Below are 15,634 nucleotides of genomic sequence, written 5' to 3' on the forward strand. Positions count from 1 at the left end.
GAGGACGTCATGAGAAGATTACTGACAACGTTAGCCATCTTGCTGGTGGTATTAGTCGCGGGGATGAGCGCGCTGGTACTTCTGGTTAATCCGAATGACTTTCGTGCCTATATGGTCAAACAGGTCGAAAAAAATAACGGTTACCGACTGGCACTGGAAGGGGATATGCGTTGGCACGTATGGCCGCGCTTAAGCATTATTTCTGGCCGAATGTCACTCACAGCACCCGGTGCTGATGCGCCGGTTGTCAGTGCAGAAAATATGCGGCTGGATGTCAAACTCTGGCCGCTACTCTCTCATCAGCTAGCGGTAAAACAGGTGATGTTGAAAGGTGCTGTGGTTCGCCTAACGCCTGATAGCGAAGCCCGTTTACAGCCTGATGCCCCTGTGGCTCCGGCGGGAAATGCGCCGGTAACGGAAAGCACATCCTGGAAGCTGGATATTGATAAGGTGCAGGTGGCCGATAGCCTGCTGATCTGGCAGCGAGATGCTGACCAAATTAATGTTCGCGATATCAATTTATTACTCGAGCAAGGCCCGCAACGTCAGGTAAAAGTCAACCTGAGCAGCCGGGTTAACCGCAATCAGCGAGATCTGACATTCTCCCTTGACGCCGACGTGGATATGCAAAATTATCCGCAACATATGGGCGCGAAAATCAGCCAGTTTACTTACAAACTGGATGGTGCCGACGTTCCGGTTGGCGGGATTGCTGGCCAAGGTTCGCTGGTGGCGACCTACCAGCAAAATAACCAGCAGGTCAGCATTGAGCAGCTTAACGTTAGTGCCAATAATAATGTGCTAACCGGCAGCGTTCAGGCGCGGTTGGGCTTTATTCCTCACTATGATCTGGATCTGAAAAGCGACAGTCTCAATCTGGATCAACTGTTTGGCTGGCAGGCAAAAAGCGCGGACACTTCCTCATCTGCCAGCAGCAGCAAACCTTTGGTAGCCGCAGCGCCGGTTATTGCCAGTCAGGAAACCGACGTGGGTCGGGATTTACAAGGGCTGCGTGATTTCACTGCCAAACTGGCATTAACCGCGACCAATCTGGTTTATCGCGGAATTAGCGTGAATCAATTTAACGTGCTGGCGGATAATCAGCAGGGAAAACTGTCGGTGAGCCGTCTGTCCGGTCAGGCATTAAAGGGTGAGTTTTCTTTCCCCGGCACTTTGGATGTCACCGGTAAGCGCTTACTCATTGCTGTTGAACCAACCATTAATCATGTGGATCTGGGGCCGGTGTTACAGGCTGCGGAATTGCCATTGGTCCTGACTGGGCAACTCTCGATGACTGGTCAGTTATCCGGCGAAGGGTTTGGCGTGGAGTCCTTTAGCCGCCGTTGGAACGGCGATGCGAAACTTTCAATGGCCAATGCCCAACTGCACGGCATTAATATCCAGCAGCTAATACAGCAGGCGGTCACGCGTAGCACTAGCGACGTGACCGCGGCGGAGCGTCTTGAACGCTATACCGAAGTCAGTCGTCTACAGACTCAATTGGCACTCAATAAAGGTTTATTGAAAGTCAGCGAGCTGAACGCGGATTCGGCTCTGATTTCGCTAAAAGGCAATGGTTCGCTGAACTTACCGGGGCAACAAGCCGATATGAATTTGGCGGTCCGTGTTATTCAGGGCTGGAATGGTCAGGATAAGCTGGTTAAAACGCTGCAAAATACCGATATTCCGCTGCGTATTTACGGCCCGTGGGCGAGTTTGAAATATCAGTTAGACGTAGAGCAGTTACTGCGCAAAGAATTGCAGCAACGAGCGAAAAGCGCTCTCAATGAATGGGCGGAGCGTAATAAAGATAAGCGCAACGGTCAGGATTTGAAAAAGTTGCTGGATAAACTGTAATTACATTTCGGGTTGGCAGTGGGGAATCCGGCTGCCAGCCTGTTTTGGTTGATAAATTGTTATTTTATTGTTTGTACCTCTAACGTTTTTCCCCCTTAAAGCTAGACTTCTCATCACAGATTCCCTCTTCTGTATAAAATCCCTGCTTATCCTTGATAGATGTCATAAACTCGCGGACTGACTTTAGGCAGAGTGCAGAACGTATTTTTGTCCAATTCACGAAGAAAATAATACCCGGATGCGCTAAGTTCCGGCCTGTATCGGGTAAGAGAGGATTAATGTTGGATCTATTGATTGGGGTGGTTGTGGCGGTAGGCGTTGGCCGCTATATCATTAAGGGCTATTCAGCTACTGGGGTGCTGATGGTCGGTGGTTTACTGTTGCTGATAATCAGCGCACTGATGGGAAAAAGCGTGTTACCGGCCAGCGCCACGTCAACCGGCTGGCGGGCTACTGACATTGTTGAGTATGTCAAAATCCTGTTGATGAGCCGCGGTGGCGATCTCGGCATGATGATCATGATGCTGTGCGGGTTTGCTGCCTACATGACGCACATTGGTGCCAATGATGTGGTGGTGAAGATTGCCTCCAAGCCGCTGCAAATGATTAACTCGCCGTATTTGCTGATGGTCGCCGCGTATATTGTGGCTTGCCTGATGTCACTGGCGGTTTCTTCAGCTACCGGGCTGGGCGTATTACTGATGGCAACCTTGTTCCCGGTTATGGTGAACGTGGGCATTAGCCGTGGCGCCGCAGCGGCAATTTGCGCCTCGCCGGCGGCGATTATTCTGGCTCCTACTTCTGGTGACGTCGTGCTGGCGGCAAAAGCATCGGAAATGCCACTGGTTGATTTCGCTTTTAAAACGACTTTGCCAATCTCTATCGCCGCGATTGTTTGTATGGCGATAGCGCATTTCTTCTGGCAACGTTACCTGGATAATAAAAGTCAGGAAAAGCATGAAATGATGGATGTGAATGAGATCACAACCAATGCGCCGAGCTTTTATGCCATTTTACCCTTTACGCCGATTATTGGCGTGCTGATTTTTGACGGAAAATGGGGACCAGAGCTACACATTATTACCGTTCTGGTGATTTGTATGTTGTTGGCCGCGGTTATTGAATTTGTGCGCAGTTTCAGCGCTAAAACGGTATTCGCCGGTCTGGAAGTGGCCTATCGCGGAATGGCGGACGCTTTTGCCACCGTCGTAATGCTGTTGGTGGCGGCGGGCGTATTTGCTCAAGGGCTGAGTACGGTTGGTTTCATCAGTGGGCTGATTGGACTAGCTCAATCCTTTGGGACTGGCGGCATAGTGATGATGCTGGTGCTGGTCACTATTACCATGCTGGCGGCAATGACTACTGGCTCAGGTAATGCACCTTTCTATGCCTTCGTCGAGCTGATCCCGAAACTGGCGGCTCAAATGGGGATAAACCCAGCCTATCTGGTTATCCCGATGCTACAGGCGTCAAACCTGGGACGCACCTTGTCACCGGTTTCTGGCGTAGTGGTTGCGGTTGCGGGGATGGCGAAAATATCACCGTTTGAAGTGGTAAAACGTACTTCAGTACCGGTTCTGGTCGGATTGGTGGTGGTTATCGTGGCGACCGAAATTCTGGTTCCACTGCGTTAAGACTTAAATAGATTAAGCAGTTAGACAGGGTGTTAAATGGATAGCGTCAGGCATAATACGTCAGAGCCTGACGCTATCGGCAGTTTCATTTCTTATACTTCGTCGTCCGGTTCCGGCACTTTCAGCGGAGTAATTTTCACTTTTAGAATCCGGTGGCTGCTCACTTCCTGCGGCTCAAACAGATAATCCCCGATCTGCAATTGCTCACCGACCTGAGGAATACGCTGGGTGTGTTCCATCAATAATCCCGCCAGCGTGTGATATTCCCTTTTTTCATCAATAGGTAAGGGTAAATACATCACCAAATCCTCGAGCGGCATATAACCGTTGGCAATCCAGGTACCGTCATCGATTTGCTGAATATCATGACGAGCATCCGGTACTTCACCGGCTACCGGCAGATTACCAGCGATGGTTTCCATCACGTCGGTTAATGTCACTACGCCTTCAATGGATCCAAACTCATCAACCACAAACGCGAAATGGGTTTGCGCCTGACGGAACTGCTCCAAAGCCATTAGCAGTGAAACTTGCTCAGGGAAAATCAGCGGCTGACGAATCAGTGCGCGTAAATCCAGTTTCTCTTGCGAAAGCTGCTGTTTTAATAGGTCAATAACGTGTACGACCCCTAAAGGCTCGTCGGTGGTGCTATCTTCGGTCACCACAATTCGGGTATGCAGATTTTTAGTCAGCAGAGCAGTTAGTTTTTCCGGTGGATCGTTCAGATCCAGATATTCCACGTCGTGGCGTGAAGTCATGATGCTGCTGACCGTTCGCTGAGCTAGTCCCAATACGCGCTCGATCATGCGCCGTTCCTGCTGGTTAAAGACTTCCTGATTTTGGCGCCCTTGATCTGCAATCAGGCTGGCGGTGTGGTTATCCAGCCCGGCTTCTTCATGTTTACCACTCAAGATCCGCAGTACCGCTTCTGCGGTTCGTTCACGCAGAGGACGCGCCGAGGTGAGGAAACGACGGCGGTTAAACTGCGCGAACTGATTCAGTGATTCAATAATTACTGAGAAACCAATAGCTGCATACAGGTAGCCTTTCGGAATATGATAGCCAAAACCTTCTGCGACTAAGCTAAAGCCGATCATCAGCAGGAAGCTTAAACACAAAATAACAATGGTTGGATGCGCGTTAACAAAACGAGTCAATGGCTTGCTGGCCAATAGCATCATGCCGATAGCAATGATTACGGCCGCCATCATGACCGCCAAATGGTCAACCATTCCGACCGCGGTGATGACAGAATCCAATGAGAAAATGGCATCCAGCACCACGATCTGCGCCACTACCGGCCAGAATTTTGCGGTTTTACGCTGATTATTTTGCTGGTGATCTTTACCTTCCAGCCGTTCATTTAGCTCCATAGTGGCTTTGAACAGCAAGAAAATCCCCCCAATCAGCATGATCAAGTCTCTGGCGCTGAAAGGGTGCTCGGCAAGAGTCACCAGCGGTGCAGTGAGCGTCGCCAGCCAAGAGATGCAGGCCAGCAGTACCAAACGCATCGCTAAAGCGCAAAGCAGCCCGGTGACTCGTGCTTTATCCCGAAGATGACGGGGGAGTTTATCTGCCAAAATGGCTATAAAGATGAGGTTATCAATGCCTAATACAATTTCTAGCACGATTAGCGTTGCCAATCCGGCCCAAATTGTTGGATCCATGATCCATTCCATATGCCCAGTTTCACCTTCTATTTCTACGGCTTATGCCGCAGTCAGAATAATGGGCGCTGATCGGGTAAAATTCAACTCTCAATAGCCTCGGGGCCAAGAACTGCGGGGGAATTGACCGAAGTGATGAGTCATTATCCGAAAATCAGACAGGTATATCGTAATGAGGCTGAGATTATCCTAAGGTAAAGTTAATTAGTGGGTTAGCCTATTGTTTACATGATCTAGAATGAACTTAATAAGCAACATGGTTTTATCGGTGACAGATGCAAAAAAATGACGATAGATACCTTGCTTGCTAATATATGGCGGATAAATATAGAGTGATTTTTACTCATCCATTTATCTAATTTGTAATAGATTGATATACATTTTTGCTGTGGAACTGACCTGTTTAGGCATACATTCTCACTCTTGCTAAGAATGTGCCACCGTGTTGAGTTTAACCGGTTGATAGCTCGCCGCAGTAGGTTGTTTGAGAATAAGGTAGGGCAGATGAAGAAGAATTTGAAGGCTGTAATTCCTGTGGCTGGTCTTGGCACTCGAATGTTGCCTGCGACTAAGGCAATTCCGAAAGAAATGTTGCCGGTCGTCGATAAACCATTGATTCAATATATCGTGAATGAATGCGTAGCCGCCGGAATTAAAGATATCGTTCTGGTCAGTCACTCATCGAAAAATGCGATAGAAAACCATTTTGATACCTCATTTGAGCTAGAAGTTACGCTAGAGTCACGAGTAAAACGACAGTTACTTAATGAAGTGCAAAATATTTGCCCGCCGGATGTCACAATTATGCAAGTGCGTCAGGGGCAGGCCAAAGGGCTGGGGCACGCAGTGCTGTGCGCGCAGCCAATGGTCGGTGATTCGCCTTTTATTGTGCTCTTGCCGGATGTGTTACTGGATGATTCTACTGCCGACCTGTCGCGGGAAAACCTGGCCAGCATGATTAAGCGTTTTGAGGAAACCGGCCATAGCCAGATTATGGTGGAACCTGTTCCGCAGCAAGATGTGTCTAAATACGGCATTGCAGATTGCGGTAACGTGAAACTGCAGCCGGGCGACAGTAGTCTGATGACCGCCGTAGTCGAAAAGCCAAGCGTGGCGGAAGCGCCGTCAAATCTGGCGGTCGTTGGGCGTTATGTGTTGTCCGCGGATATCTGGCCACTGCTAAAGAAAACGCCGAGCGGAGCGGGCGGCGAAATTCAGCTGACCGATGCTATTGCTATGCTGATGGAGCAGCAACCGGTAGAAGCATTCCATATGACGGGCAAATCCCATGATTGCGGCGATAAACTTGGTTATATGAAAGCTTTTGTGGCCTACGGTGTTCGCCATGATACAGAAGGCGAAAAATTCTCTGCCTGGTTAAAACAGCAAATAGACGCATAACGCAGAATCCGCGCGTAATTTTTGAATAACAGGCTTTATTTGCATGAAAACTCGTTAGGTGAATATGACTAAATTAAAAGCAGTCATCCCGGTTGCCGGCTTAGGTATGAGAATGCTGCCAGCAACCAAAGCCATTCCAAAAGAAATGCTGCCAATCGTTGATAAGCCGCTGATTCAACACGTTGTTAACGAATGTGTTGCCGCAGGTATCACCGATATTATTTTGATCACACATTCCTCAAAAAATGCCATAGAAAACCATTTTGATACTTCCTACGAATTGGAGGCGATGCTGGAAGCTCGAGTGAAGCGCCAGCTGCTGGAGGATGTGCAATCTATCTGCCCGCCGGGTGTAACCATTATGCATATTCGTCAGGGTCACCCGGAAGGACTCGGCCACGCAGTGCTGTGTGCTAAGCCGCTGATCGACGGTCAACCTTTCGTGGTTCTGCTGCCTGACGTCCTCATTGATGACGCTAAGTCTGATTTGACCAAAGATAATCTGGCTCAGATGATAACGCGTTTTGAAGATACCGGCGCAAGTCAGGTGCTGGTTCAGCCAATGTCTGTTGAAGAGCTGCCAAACTACTCGGTCATTGCCTGCGAAGCGCCGGGGCTGGCTCCGGGTGAGGCAAGCCCGATAGTGGATATGCAAGAAAAGCCAGAAAATCTGACCGGAATGAAGTCAAACCTGTCAGCGGTTGGCCGTTACGTTCTTTCCGCCGATATCTGGCCACTGTTAGAGAAAACCGAACCGGGTGCCTGGGGACGTATTCAGCTGACTGATGCTATTGCTGCGTTGAATGCTCTACAACCGGTGGATGCGGTAGCGTTGACCGGTCAGGCTTATAACTGTGGCGAAAAACTGGGTTATATGCAGGCCTATGTTGCTTACGGTTTGCGTCATCCGGTTCAGGGGGATGAGTTCAAGGCCTGGTTAAAGGATTTTGTGTCTTAATCCGCTGAAATGATCGTAAATCAGGCAACCGTTAGGTTGCCTTTTCTTTTGGGACGGCGATTATTTTGCCTCAGGCAAACGACTGCGTACAGCAACTGGCCGGTTGTGCTGTCTATCGCACCAATCACTACCCACCTGACATAATCCTGAGTTAACATGTTTCCCACTGCAAAAACCTGCGGGCTTATCGGCCAATCGCGGGTGTCATCCTTTAGACAGGAGTTTTTTTAATGTCCAAACAACAGATCGGCGTTGTCGGTATGGCGGTAATGGGCCGTAACCTGGCGCTTAACATCGAAAGCCGCGGCTATTCCGTTTCCATCTTTAACCGTTCATCAGATAAAACCGACGAAGTGGTTGCTGAAAACCCAGGAAAAAATCTGGTGCCGAGTTATACCGTTGAAGAGTTTGTGGATTCACTGGAAAAACCGCGTCGTATTTTGCTGATGGTGAAAGCAGGTGAAGCTACTGACAAAACTATCGCGTCGCTGACTCCTCACCTCGATAAAGGTGACATTTTGATCGACGGCGGTAATACCTATTACAAAGACACCATTCGTCGTAACCGCGAACTGTCTGAGCAGGGCTTTAACTTCATCGGTACCGGCGTGTCCGGCGGTGAAGAGGGTGCCCTGAAAGGCCCTTCAATTATGCCTGGCGGTCAGAAAGAAGCTTATGAACTGGTTGCTCCAATTCTGGAAAAAATTGCCGCTCGTGCTGATGACGGCGAAGCCTGCGTAGCTTATATCGGCGCTGACGGTGCTGGTCACTATGTGAAAATGGTGCACAACGGTATCGAATATGGCGATATGCAGCTGATCGCTGAAGCTTATTCTCTGCTGAAACAAGCGCTGGGTCTGAATAATGAAGAACTGGCTGCGACTTTCTCCGAATGGAATAAGGGCGAGCTGAATAGCTACCTGATTGACATCACAAAAGATATCTTCACCAAGAAAGATGAAGAAGGTAAATATCTGGTTGATGTGATTCTGGATGAAGCCGCAAACAAAGGTACCGGTAAGTGGACCAGCCAGAGTTCTCTGGATCTGGGTGAACCTTTGACTCTGATCACCGAGTCCGTCTTTGCTCGTTACCTTTCTTCCCTGAAAGATCAACGTGTTGCTGCATCTAAAGTGTTGACCGGCCCAACGGTTAAAGCTTTCGAAGGTAATAAAGCAGAGTTTATCGAAAAAGTTCGCCGCGCGCTGTATCTGGGTAAAATTGTTTCTTACGCTCAGGGCTTCTCTCAGCTGAAAGCGGCTTCCGACGAGAATAACTGGGATCTGCACTACGGTGAGATTGCTAAGATCTTCCGCGCTGGCTGTATCATTCGCGCGCAATTCCTGCAAAAAATCACCGATGCTTATGCAGATAATCCTAAGATTGCAAACCTGCTGTTGGCTCCTTACTTCAAACAGATCGCTGATGAATATCAGCAAGCGCTGCGTGACGTTGTGTCTTATGCGGTTCAGAACGGCATCCCAACGCCTACCTTCTCTGCTGCAATCAACTACTACGACAGCTATCGTTCTGCCGTACTGCCTGCCAACCTGATTCAGGCGCAGCGCGACTACTTCGGTGCGCATACTTACAAACGCACTGATAAAGAAGGCGTTTTCCACACTGAGTGGATGGAATAATTGCTTAGTTTAGCGATATAAGCGTGAATGCATGATATTTGGCAGCGCCCATCATTGTAACTGATAATCCGTTAGCCTGATGATGTGAGCTGTCCGTAATAGAACGTTTCTTGCAAACTATGCCTTAATCTGTAACAGCAATAGCCAGATTTCGCTAACGAATAGATAGTTCTAATGATGTATTGACCAGATCTGTCGTAATAAACAGCCCTCGCAGATTAAAATGTGAGGGCTTTTTTACGTCGAAATGCCATTGATAACGGGAAGGCTATTTCTCGTGGCGTTCCCGTAGGCGGCCGATCACTTTACTGAGATCCAAATTCTGATCTTGCAGCAGAACCAGCAAATGATAAATCAGATCGGACGCTTCATTCGTCAGTTCTTCTCGATCGTTTACCGTTGCCGCTAGCGCGGTTTCTACACCTTCTTCCCCAACTTTCTGGGCGATACGCTTGGTGCCGCTGGCGTAGAGGCTGGCGGTATAAGAACTTTCAGGATCGGCGTTTTTACGTTCAGCTAGCAATTGTTCGAGCTGATACAGGAAACCCCAGTCGCTAGCTGCCGGCGAAAAGCAGCTGTTATTGCCTAAATGGCAGGTTGGGCCAATCGGATTCACTAAAATCAAGAGGGTATCGTTATCGCAGTCAGGGTAGATATTGACTACGTTGAGGAAATGGCCAGAGCTTTCGCCTTTAGTCCATAGACGCTGTTTGGTGCGGGAGTAAAAGGTGACTTTGCCTGATTTCTCCGTTGCTGCCAGCGCTTCCCGATTCATGTATCCCATCATCAGAACTTCACCGGAGACGGCATGCTGAACGATAGCGGGCATCATGTTATCGACTTTTTTCCAATCTAGCTGGTTGATCTGTTGTTCAGTTAACACACTCTTATCTCCACGCCTTGTTCAGACAAATAGGTTTTTAACTCGCCAATATTAATGATCTGTTTATGGAATACCGATGCTGCTAAAGCGCCATCGACGTCCGCATCGCGGAAGGCTTGCAGGAAATGTTCCGGCGTACCCGCGCCGCCGGATGCGATCAAGGGTACACGGCAAATGGCGCGCATTTGTTTGAGCTGACGTAAGTCATAGCCGTTGCGTACTCCATCCTGATTCATCATATTCAGAACAATTTCACCGGCGCCGCGTAACTGTACTTCACGAATCCAGTCTTCGGTTTGCCAGGTGGTGGCTTTGGTGCGTTTTTCATCGCCGGTAAATTGATAAACCTGATAACTATCGCTTTCGGCGTCGTACCAGGTATCAATCCCGACGACGATGCACTGTACGCCATAGCGTTCGGCCAAACGAGTGATCAAGGTTGGATCGGCCAGAGCCGGAGAATTGATAGAGATCTTATCTGCGCCGTAAGTCAGGATCTGGCCAGCATCCTCGACGCTCTTAATACCACCAGCAACGCAAAAAGGAATATCGATCACTTCGGCAACGCGAGCTACCCAGCTTTTATCCACGACCCGACCATCGGATGATGCGGTGATATCATAAAACACCAGTTCATCTGCGCCTTCTGCGGCGTAACGCTGTGCCAGAGGAACGATATCGCCGATGATTTCATGGTTGCGAAACTGAACGCCTTTGACAACCTGCCCGTCTTTCACATCCAGACAGGGAATTATGCGTTTTGCCAGCATGCGATCGCCTCCTTCACATTAAATTTACCGTCTAGTAAGGCGCGGCCTACAATAACGCCTTGTACTCCGCTGGAGCGTAGTCTGGCAATATCGTCCAGACAGCCAATCCCACCAGAGGCTTGAAAAGCCACTTGTGGATAGCTGGCGCAGACTTCCTGATACAGTTCGACGTTAGAACCTGCCAGCGTGCCGTCGCGAGATATATCGGTGCAAAGGACGTGTTTCAGACCAAAAGGCAGGTATTGTTCGATAATTTGTTCTAGTGTGACGTTGGAGTTTTCCTGCCAGCCGCTGATAGCTACTTCTTTACGGCCGGTTTTATCAATACGCACATCCAACGCCAGGACAATCGCATCGGCTCCGTAACGTTCAAACCAGCTCTGTACCAACTCTGGCTGCCTGACCGCCGTTGAACCAATCACCACGCGGGTGGCGCCAGCCTTCAACAAGGCTGCTACATCCTGTTCATTACGAATGCCGCCGCCGACCTGCACCGGTACTTCTACGCCGGCCAGTAGCTCACGTAATAATGGGATCTGGCGGGCCGCAGGATCTTTAGCTCCGGTTAAGTCGACCAGATGTAAAACCTGCGCGCCTTGCTGCTGATAATCCTGTAAACGCGGCAATGGGTGATTGCCGTAATCGCGCTGTTGGCCGTAGTCGCCCTGATGCAAACGCACCACTTTGCCTTCGATCAAATCCAAAGCGGGAATAATCATGGTGCCTACATCTCCAAAAAGTTTTTCAGCAATTGTGCGCCTGCTGCACCCGAACGTTCCGGATGAAACTGCACGCCAAAGAAGTTGTCTTTTTCAACCGCGGCGGTAAACGGCTCGCCGTAGTTGGCCTGGGCGATGGTATTTGGACATATTGGCATCGCATATCCGTGGACAAAATAGAAGTAGGTGCCATCGGCAATGCCGCGGAACAGATGATTACCTGCCTGAGCAGAAATCTGATTCCAACCCATATGCGGTAGCGGTAAGCCAAAATCGGTCATGAGTTTTACCGGTGCATCGATGATACCCAAGGTGTCGATACCGCCGCTTTCTTCACTGTGGCTAGCCAAAAGCTGCATGCCCAGACAAATCCCCAGAACCGGCTGAGTACAGGCTTTAATCAACTCGATCAGTTCTCGCTCTTTGAGCTGTTCCATGGCGGCATGGGCGGTACCTACGCCGGGCAAAAACAGCTTATCGGCTCGTAGTGCGATGTCCGGATCGCGGCTAATGACCGGTTCATAGCCCAAACGTTGAACGGCGTAGGTCACGGAGGAGAGATTGGCGCATCCGGTGTCCAGAATGACCACGTTCATTACAGCACTCCTTTCGAGCTTGGCAGCGTATTGCCTTCGACGCGAATGGCCTGACGCAGCGTGCGGCCAAAGACCTTAAACAAACTCTCAACTCGGTGGTGATCGTTGCGACCTTTGGTTTTCAGGTGCAGGGTACAGGCCATGGCGTAAGACAGCGAACGGAAGAAGTGCTCAACCATTTCGGTGCTTAAATCCCCAACGCGCTGATAATTAAATTCGGCTTTATATTCCAGATGCGGGCGGCCTGAGATATCCAGTGCGCAGCGCGCCAGACATTCGTCCATCGGTAGTACAAAACCGAAACGGCCAATACCACGTTTGTCACCCAGCGCACTGTTAATGGCTTCACCTAGCGCTAATGCGGTGTCTTCCACGGTGTGGTGATCGTCGATATAAAGATCGCCGCTAACCTGAATATCCATACGGAATCCGCCGTGGGTGGCTATCTGATCCAACATATGATCGAAGAAACCTACGCCAGTTTTGATTTTGCTGCCACCTTCCCGATCCAGCCACACGTTCACATCAATGGCCGTTTCTTTGGTCACGCGGTTAACGTGAGCGTGGCGATCTCGCTGAGTCAACTGTTTGGCTATCTGTGACCAGTTCAGACCATCACGTTGATAGCGCAGTCCACTGATGCCCATATTTTCGGCCAGCTGTAGATCGGTTTCTCTATCGCCAATCACATAGCTATTGGCTCCGTTCATCACGCCGTCGGTCAAATAGTTTTCTACCAGTGCCGTCTTAGGCTTGCGACAGGCGCAGTTATCTGCCGGGAGGTGCGGACAAATTAAGACGTCTTCGAAGTGGATGCCTTGGGAAGTAAAAATCTGCGTCATCAAACTGTGCGGCGGATCGAAGGATTCCTGAGGGAAACTGTCCGTTCCCAGTCCATCCTGATTAGTGATCATCACCAGTTTGTAACCGGCTTTTTGCAGAGCCAGCAGAGCAGGTATCACTTCCGGTTCCAGCGCCAGTTTATCCAGCCGATCAACCTGATAGTCTTCTGGCGGTTCAGCAATCAGGGTGCCGTCGCGGTCAATAAAAAGAAATTTCTGGCTCATAACGTTCCCTTCAAAGGCTGGATGATGATGTATTGGTTGCATTGGGGCTATTTATACCGGGTAAAGTGGCTAGGGCTGAAATAACCCGTTCGCATTCCTGACGAGTGCCGATAGTGATACGCAGGCACCCAGACAATCCCGGCTGTTTATTCTGGTCTCTCAGGATAATACCTTGATCCCACAAGCTTTTAAACACGCTACTGGAAGCAGAAAATCGTGCCAGAACATAGTTGGTTTCACTGGTAAACACCTGTTCTACGCAGTCGCAATTTTGCAATTCGCCGATGAACCATTCGCGAGTTGTTCGTATCTCGGCCACTCGCTGGCGCATGGTGGCGATACCTTGCGGACTCAGTGCCTGCGCTGCGATATCCGCCACCGGAGTGGAAAGCGGATAAGGAGCAATCACTTTAAGTAGCAGCTGGATAATATCGTTGTTAGCTAGCGTAAAGCCACAGCGTAAACCGGCTAAAGCAAAAGCTTTAGATAGCGTGCGCAAAATCACTAAATTCGGATAATCTTTTAACCATTCGCTGACGCTAGCCTGCGGGCAAAACTCGATATAAGCCTCATCTATCGCCACCACAGCGCGGTCTTTGGCCAACTCCAGTACCTGACGCAAGTCCTGCTGATTAATCAGGTTGCCGGTGGGATTGTTTGGGCTACAGACATAAAGGACTTTTACGCCATCCAGACTGTCGGCAATCGCCGGTAAGTCCAACTGCCAGTCTTCTTTAGCGGGTACGGTACGCCGTTCTACGCCAAAGGTTTCTGCGCTGACCGAATACATGCCATAGGTCGGTGGGCAAAATAAAATGGCATCCTGACCCGGTTCGCAAAAGGCACGAATCAACAGTTCGATACCTTCGTCTGCGCCTCGGCTGACCAAGACTTGATCGGCCGCTATGCCTGCATAATCGGCATAGCGTTCAATGACTTGCTTAGGCTGACATTCTGGGTAACGGTTAAAGGTTTGCGCCGTTAAGGTAAAGTTCGGCGCTTGCGGATATTCGTTGGCGTTTAGCCATACATCGCCGTTACCGCCCAGTCGGCGCGCAGACATATAAGGAGTCAGCTCGCGCACATTGGCGCGGGCCAGTTCGATAATAGACGCACTCATTTTGACTCCTTTTTAATGGCGTTAAGGGCGGTAACTCGCAGGGTAACGGCATTTTTATGGGCCGTTAACTGTTCAGCCTGCGCCAGAGTTTCAATGGTCGGCGCTAAATCCAGTAAACCTTGCGGTGTTAACTGTTGCACAGTCATGCGTTTTACGAAGTCTGCCAAGCCTAAACTTGAATAAGTCGAGGTATAACCGTAAGTCGGTAATACGTGATTGGTGCCGGAGGCGTAATCGCCAGCGGATTCCGGAGACCAATCGCCAAGGAATACCGAACCGGCGTTATCAATCAGAGCGACCATTTTTTCGGGTTCACGCGTTTGCAGAATCAAGTGCTCCGGACCGTATTGGTTACTGATATCAATACATTGCTGGAGATCTTTGGTGACAATCAGACGACTGCTTTCCAGCGCCTGACGGGCGATAGAAGAACGAGAAAGCTGAGCTAGCTGTTTTTCCACTTCAACGGCAACGGCCTGAGCAATGGCGGCATCCGGAGTCAGCAAAATCACCTGAGAATCAGGGCCATGCTCTGCCTGAGAAAGCAAATCTGAAGCAACAAAGGCTGGCGTAGCGCCGCTATCGGCAATCACCAGCACTTCTGACGGACCTGCGGGCATGTCAATAGCTGCGCCGTCGAGGCGTTGACTAACCTGACGTTTCGCTTCCGTGACATAGGCATTGCCCGGCCCGAAGATTTTGTCCACTTTGGGTACGGATTCGCTGCCAAAAGCCATGGCGGCAATAGCCTGTGCACCGCCAAGCTGGAACACTTCTTCAATGCCACAAAGCTGCGCGGCATAGAGAATTTCATCGGCAATCGGCGGCGGTGAACATAGCACTACGCGTTTACATCCGGCGATGCGAGCTGGGGTTCCCAACATTAATACGGTTGAAGGCAGCGGGGCAGAACCGCCTGGAATATACAGGCCGACGGAAGCGATAGGGCGCGTGATTTGCTGGCAGCGCACTCCCGGCTGGGTTTCGACGTCAACCAGCGGCGTTTTTTGTGCTTTATGGAAAATTTCAATATTGCGTACCGCCTGCGCCATTGCCTGTTTAACATCATCCTTCAGACGTGCGGAAGCGGCGGCAATATCGGCAGCGCTGATACGAATATCGGCTACCTGCACTTTGTCAAAACGCTGGCTGAAGTCGCGCAGGGCGCTATCACCCTCGCTTTTCACCCGATCCAATATCTCATTCACCGCGGCAGTAATACGCTCTGAGGCGTTGATTGCCGGGCGTGTCAGTAACGCTTTTTGCTGTTCTAAACTGCATTGCTGCCAGTCGATCAGAGTATTGAAGTTCGTCGGCTGCAT

At 50.0% G+C, this 15,634-nt stretch carries 13 protein-coding genes; 5 read left to right on the forward strand and 8 right to left on the reverse strand.

The genetic code is table 11. The features are described 5' to 3' along the window. Positions 1-9: 9 nt before the first annotated feature. Both asmA and dcuC read left to right on the forward strand, forming a co-directional pair. Positions 10-1,857, forward strand: a complete 1,848-nt coding sequence (gene asmA, locus ACQ4OC_RS00665; protein WP_430970841.1) for an outer membrane assembly protein AsmA — start codon at positions 10-12, stop codon at positions 1,855-1,857. A 278-nt stretch (positions 1,858-2,135) separates the two neighbouring features. Next, the gene (dcuC, locus tag ACQ4OC_RS00670; RefSeq protein ID WP_049596594.1) at positions 2,136-3,491 is read left to right on the forward strand and encodes an anaerobic C4-dicarboxylate transporter DcuC; all 1,356 of its coding nucleotides are present in this window, start codon (positions 2,136-2,138) and stop codon (positions 3,489-3,491) included. Between the two features lie 92 nt (positions 3,492-3,583). On the opposite strand, the gene ACQ4OC_RS00675 is transcribed toward dcuC, so the two are convergent. Beyond that, positions 3,584-5,170: a TerC family protein gene (locus tag ACQ4OC_RS00675; protein ID WP_064512754.1), complete on the reverse strand. Its 1,587-nt coding sequence runs from the start codon at positions 5,168-5,170 to the stop codon at positions 3,584-3,586. A 492-nt stretch (positions 5,171-5,662) separates the two neighbouring features. Between ACQ4OC_RS00675 and galU the strand changes: the two genes are divergently transcribed. From galU to gndA, 3 genes are all read left to right on the forward strand, one after another. Next, entirely contained in the window at positions 5,663-6,559 is an 897-nt protein-coding gene (galU, locus tag ACQ4OC_RS00680; RefSeq protein WP_430970842.1) for a UTP--glucose-1-phosphate uridylyltransferase GalU, read from the forward strand. Between the two features lie 64 nt (positions 6,560-6,623). Further along, entirely contained in the window at positions 6,624-7,517 is an 894-nt protein-coding gene (locus tag ACQ4OC_RS00685) for a UTP--glucose-1-phosphate uridylyltransferase (RefSeq protein WP_430970843.1), read from the forward strand. A gap of 230 nt (positions 7,518-7,747) precedes the next feature. Then, positions 7,748-9,157, forward strand: coding sequence for an NADP-dependent phosphogluconate dehydrogenase (gndA, locus tag ACQ4OC_RS00690; protein ID WP_120805983.1), 1,410 nt, complete (start codon positions 7,748-7,750; stop codon positions 9,155-9,157). A gap of 268 nt (positions 9,158-9,425) precedes the next feature. Here gndA and hisIE read toward each other — a convergent pair whose 3' ends face one another. Genes hisIE through hisD form a run of 7 tightly spaced genes read right to left on the reverse strand, consistent with a single transcriptional unit; the run spans position 9,426 to position 15,634 of the window. After that, positions 9,426-10,040 (reverse strand): bifunctional phosphoribosyl-AMP cyclohydrolase/phosphoribosyl-ATP diphosphatase HisIE, encoded by a 615-nt coding sequence (gene hisIE / locus ACQ4OC_RS00695; protein WP_064512762.1) that lies wholly within the window; start codon positions 10,038-10,040, stop codon positions 9,426-9,428. Continuing rightward, the gene (gene hisF, locus ACQ4OC_RS00700; protein ID WP_064512764.1) at positions 10,034-10,810 is read right to left on the reverse strand and encodes an imidazole glycerol phosphate synthase subunit HisF; all 777 of its coding nucleotides are present in this window, start codon (positions 10,808-10,810) and stop codon (positions 10,034-10,036) included. Before hisF ends, hisIE begins: the two co-directional genes overlap by 7 nt. After that, positions 10,792-11,529 carry a 1-(5-phosphoribosyl)-5-[(5-phosphoribosylamino)methylideneamino]imidazole-4-carboxamide isomerase gene (gene hisA, locus ACQ4OC_RS00705; RefSeq protein WP_064512766.1) on the reverse strand — a complete coding sequence of 246 codons (738 nt, stop codon included), beginning with the start codon at positions 11,527-11,529 and terminating at the stop codon, positions 10,792-10,794. The genes hisF and hisA overlap by 19 nt, the downstream gene beginning before the upstream one ends. Positions 11,530-11,534: 5 nt before the next feature. Then, complete coding sequence (gene hisH / locus ACQ4OC_RS00710; RefSeq protein WP_064512768.1) at positions 11,535-12,125, reverse strand: imidazole glycerol phosphate synthase subunit HisH; 591 nt, start codon at positions 12,123-12,125, stop codon at positions 11,535-11,537. Beyond that, entirely contained in the window at positions 12,125-13,192 is a 1,068-nt protein-coding gene (hisB, locus tag ACQ4OC_RS00715; protein ID WP_430970844.1) for a bifunctional histidinol-phosphatase/imidazoleglycerol-phosphate dehydratase HisB, read from the reverse strand. The genes hisH and hisB overlap by 1 nt, the downstream gene beginning before the upstream one ends. Before the next feature lie 10 nt (positions 13,193-13,202). Beyond that, positions 13,203-14,312 (reverse strand): histidinol-phosphate transaminase, encoded by a 1,110-nt coding sequence (hisC, locus tag ACQ4OC_RS00720; RefSeq protein WP_064512772.1) that lies wholly within the window; start codon positions 14,310-14,312, stop codon positions 13,203-13,205. Beyond that, the gene (hisD, locus tag ACQ4OC_RS00725; RefSeq protein ID WP_064512774.1) at positions 14,309-15,634 is read right to left on the reverse strand and encodes a histidinol dehydrogenase; all 1,326 of its coding nucleotides are present in this window, start codon (positions 15,632-15,634) and stop codon (positions 14,309-14,311) included. Before hisD ends, hisC begins: the two co-directional genes overlap by 4 nt.

It is taken from the genome of Yersinia sp. J1 (genome assembly GCF_050586585.1).
GTDB lineage: Bacteria > Pseudomonadota > Gammaproteobacteria > Enterobacterales > Enterobacteriaceae > Yersinia > Yersinia entomophaga.

Bases quoted from the DNA above. Each gene is read 5' to 3' on its own strand.
- asmA (WP_430970841.1), top strand. From the start codon at position 10: ATGAGAAGATTACTGACAACGTTAGCCATCTTGCTGGTGGTATTAGTC.
- dcuC (WP_049596594.1), top strand. From the start codon at position 2,136: ATGTTGGATCTATTGATTGGGGTGGTTGTGGCGGTAGGCGTTGGCCGC.
- ACQ4OC_RS00675 (WP_064512754.1), bottom strand. From the start codon at position 5,170: ATGGAATGGATCATGGATCCAACAATTTGGGCCGGATTGGCAACGCTA.
- galU (WP_430970842.1), top strand. From the start codon at position 5,663: ATGAAGAAGAATTTGAAGGCTGTAATTCCTGTGGCTGGTCTTGGCACT.
- ACQ4OC_RS00685 (WP_430970843.1), top strand. From the start codon at position 6,624: ATGACTAAATTAAAAGCAGTCATCCCGGTTGCCGGCTTAGGTATGAGA.
- gndA (WP_120805983.1), top strand. From the start codon at position 7,748: ATGTCCAAACAACAGATCGGCGTTGTCGGTATGGCGGTAATGGGCCGT.
- hisF (WP_064512764.1), bottom strand. From the start codon at position 10,810: ATGCTGGCAAAACGCATAATTCCCTGTCTGGATGTGAAAGACGGGCAG.
- hisA (WP_064512766.1), bottom strand. From the start codon at position 11,529: ATGATTATTCCCGCTTTGGATTTGATCGAAGGCAAAGTGGTGCGTTTG.
- hisH (WP_064512768.1), bottom strand. From the start codon at position 12,125: ATGAACGTGGTCATTCTGGACACCGGATGCGCCAATCTCTCCTCCGTG.
- hisB (WP_430970844.1), bottom strand. From the start codon at position 13,192: ATGAGCCAGAAATTTCTTTTTATTGACCGCGACGGCACCCTGATTGCT.
- hisC (WP_064512772.1), bottom strand. From the start codon at position 14,312: ATGAGTGCGTCTATTATCGAACTGGCCCGCGCCAATGTGCGCGAGCTG.
- hisD (WP_064512774.1), bottom strand. From the start codon at position 15,634: ATGCAGCCGACGAACTTCAATACTCTGATCGACTGGCAGCAATGCAGT.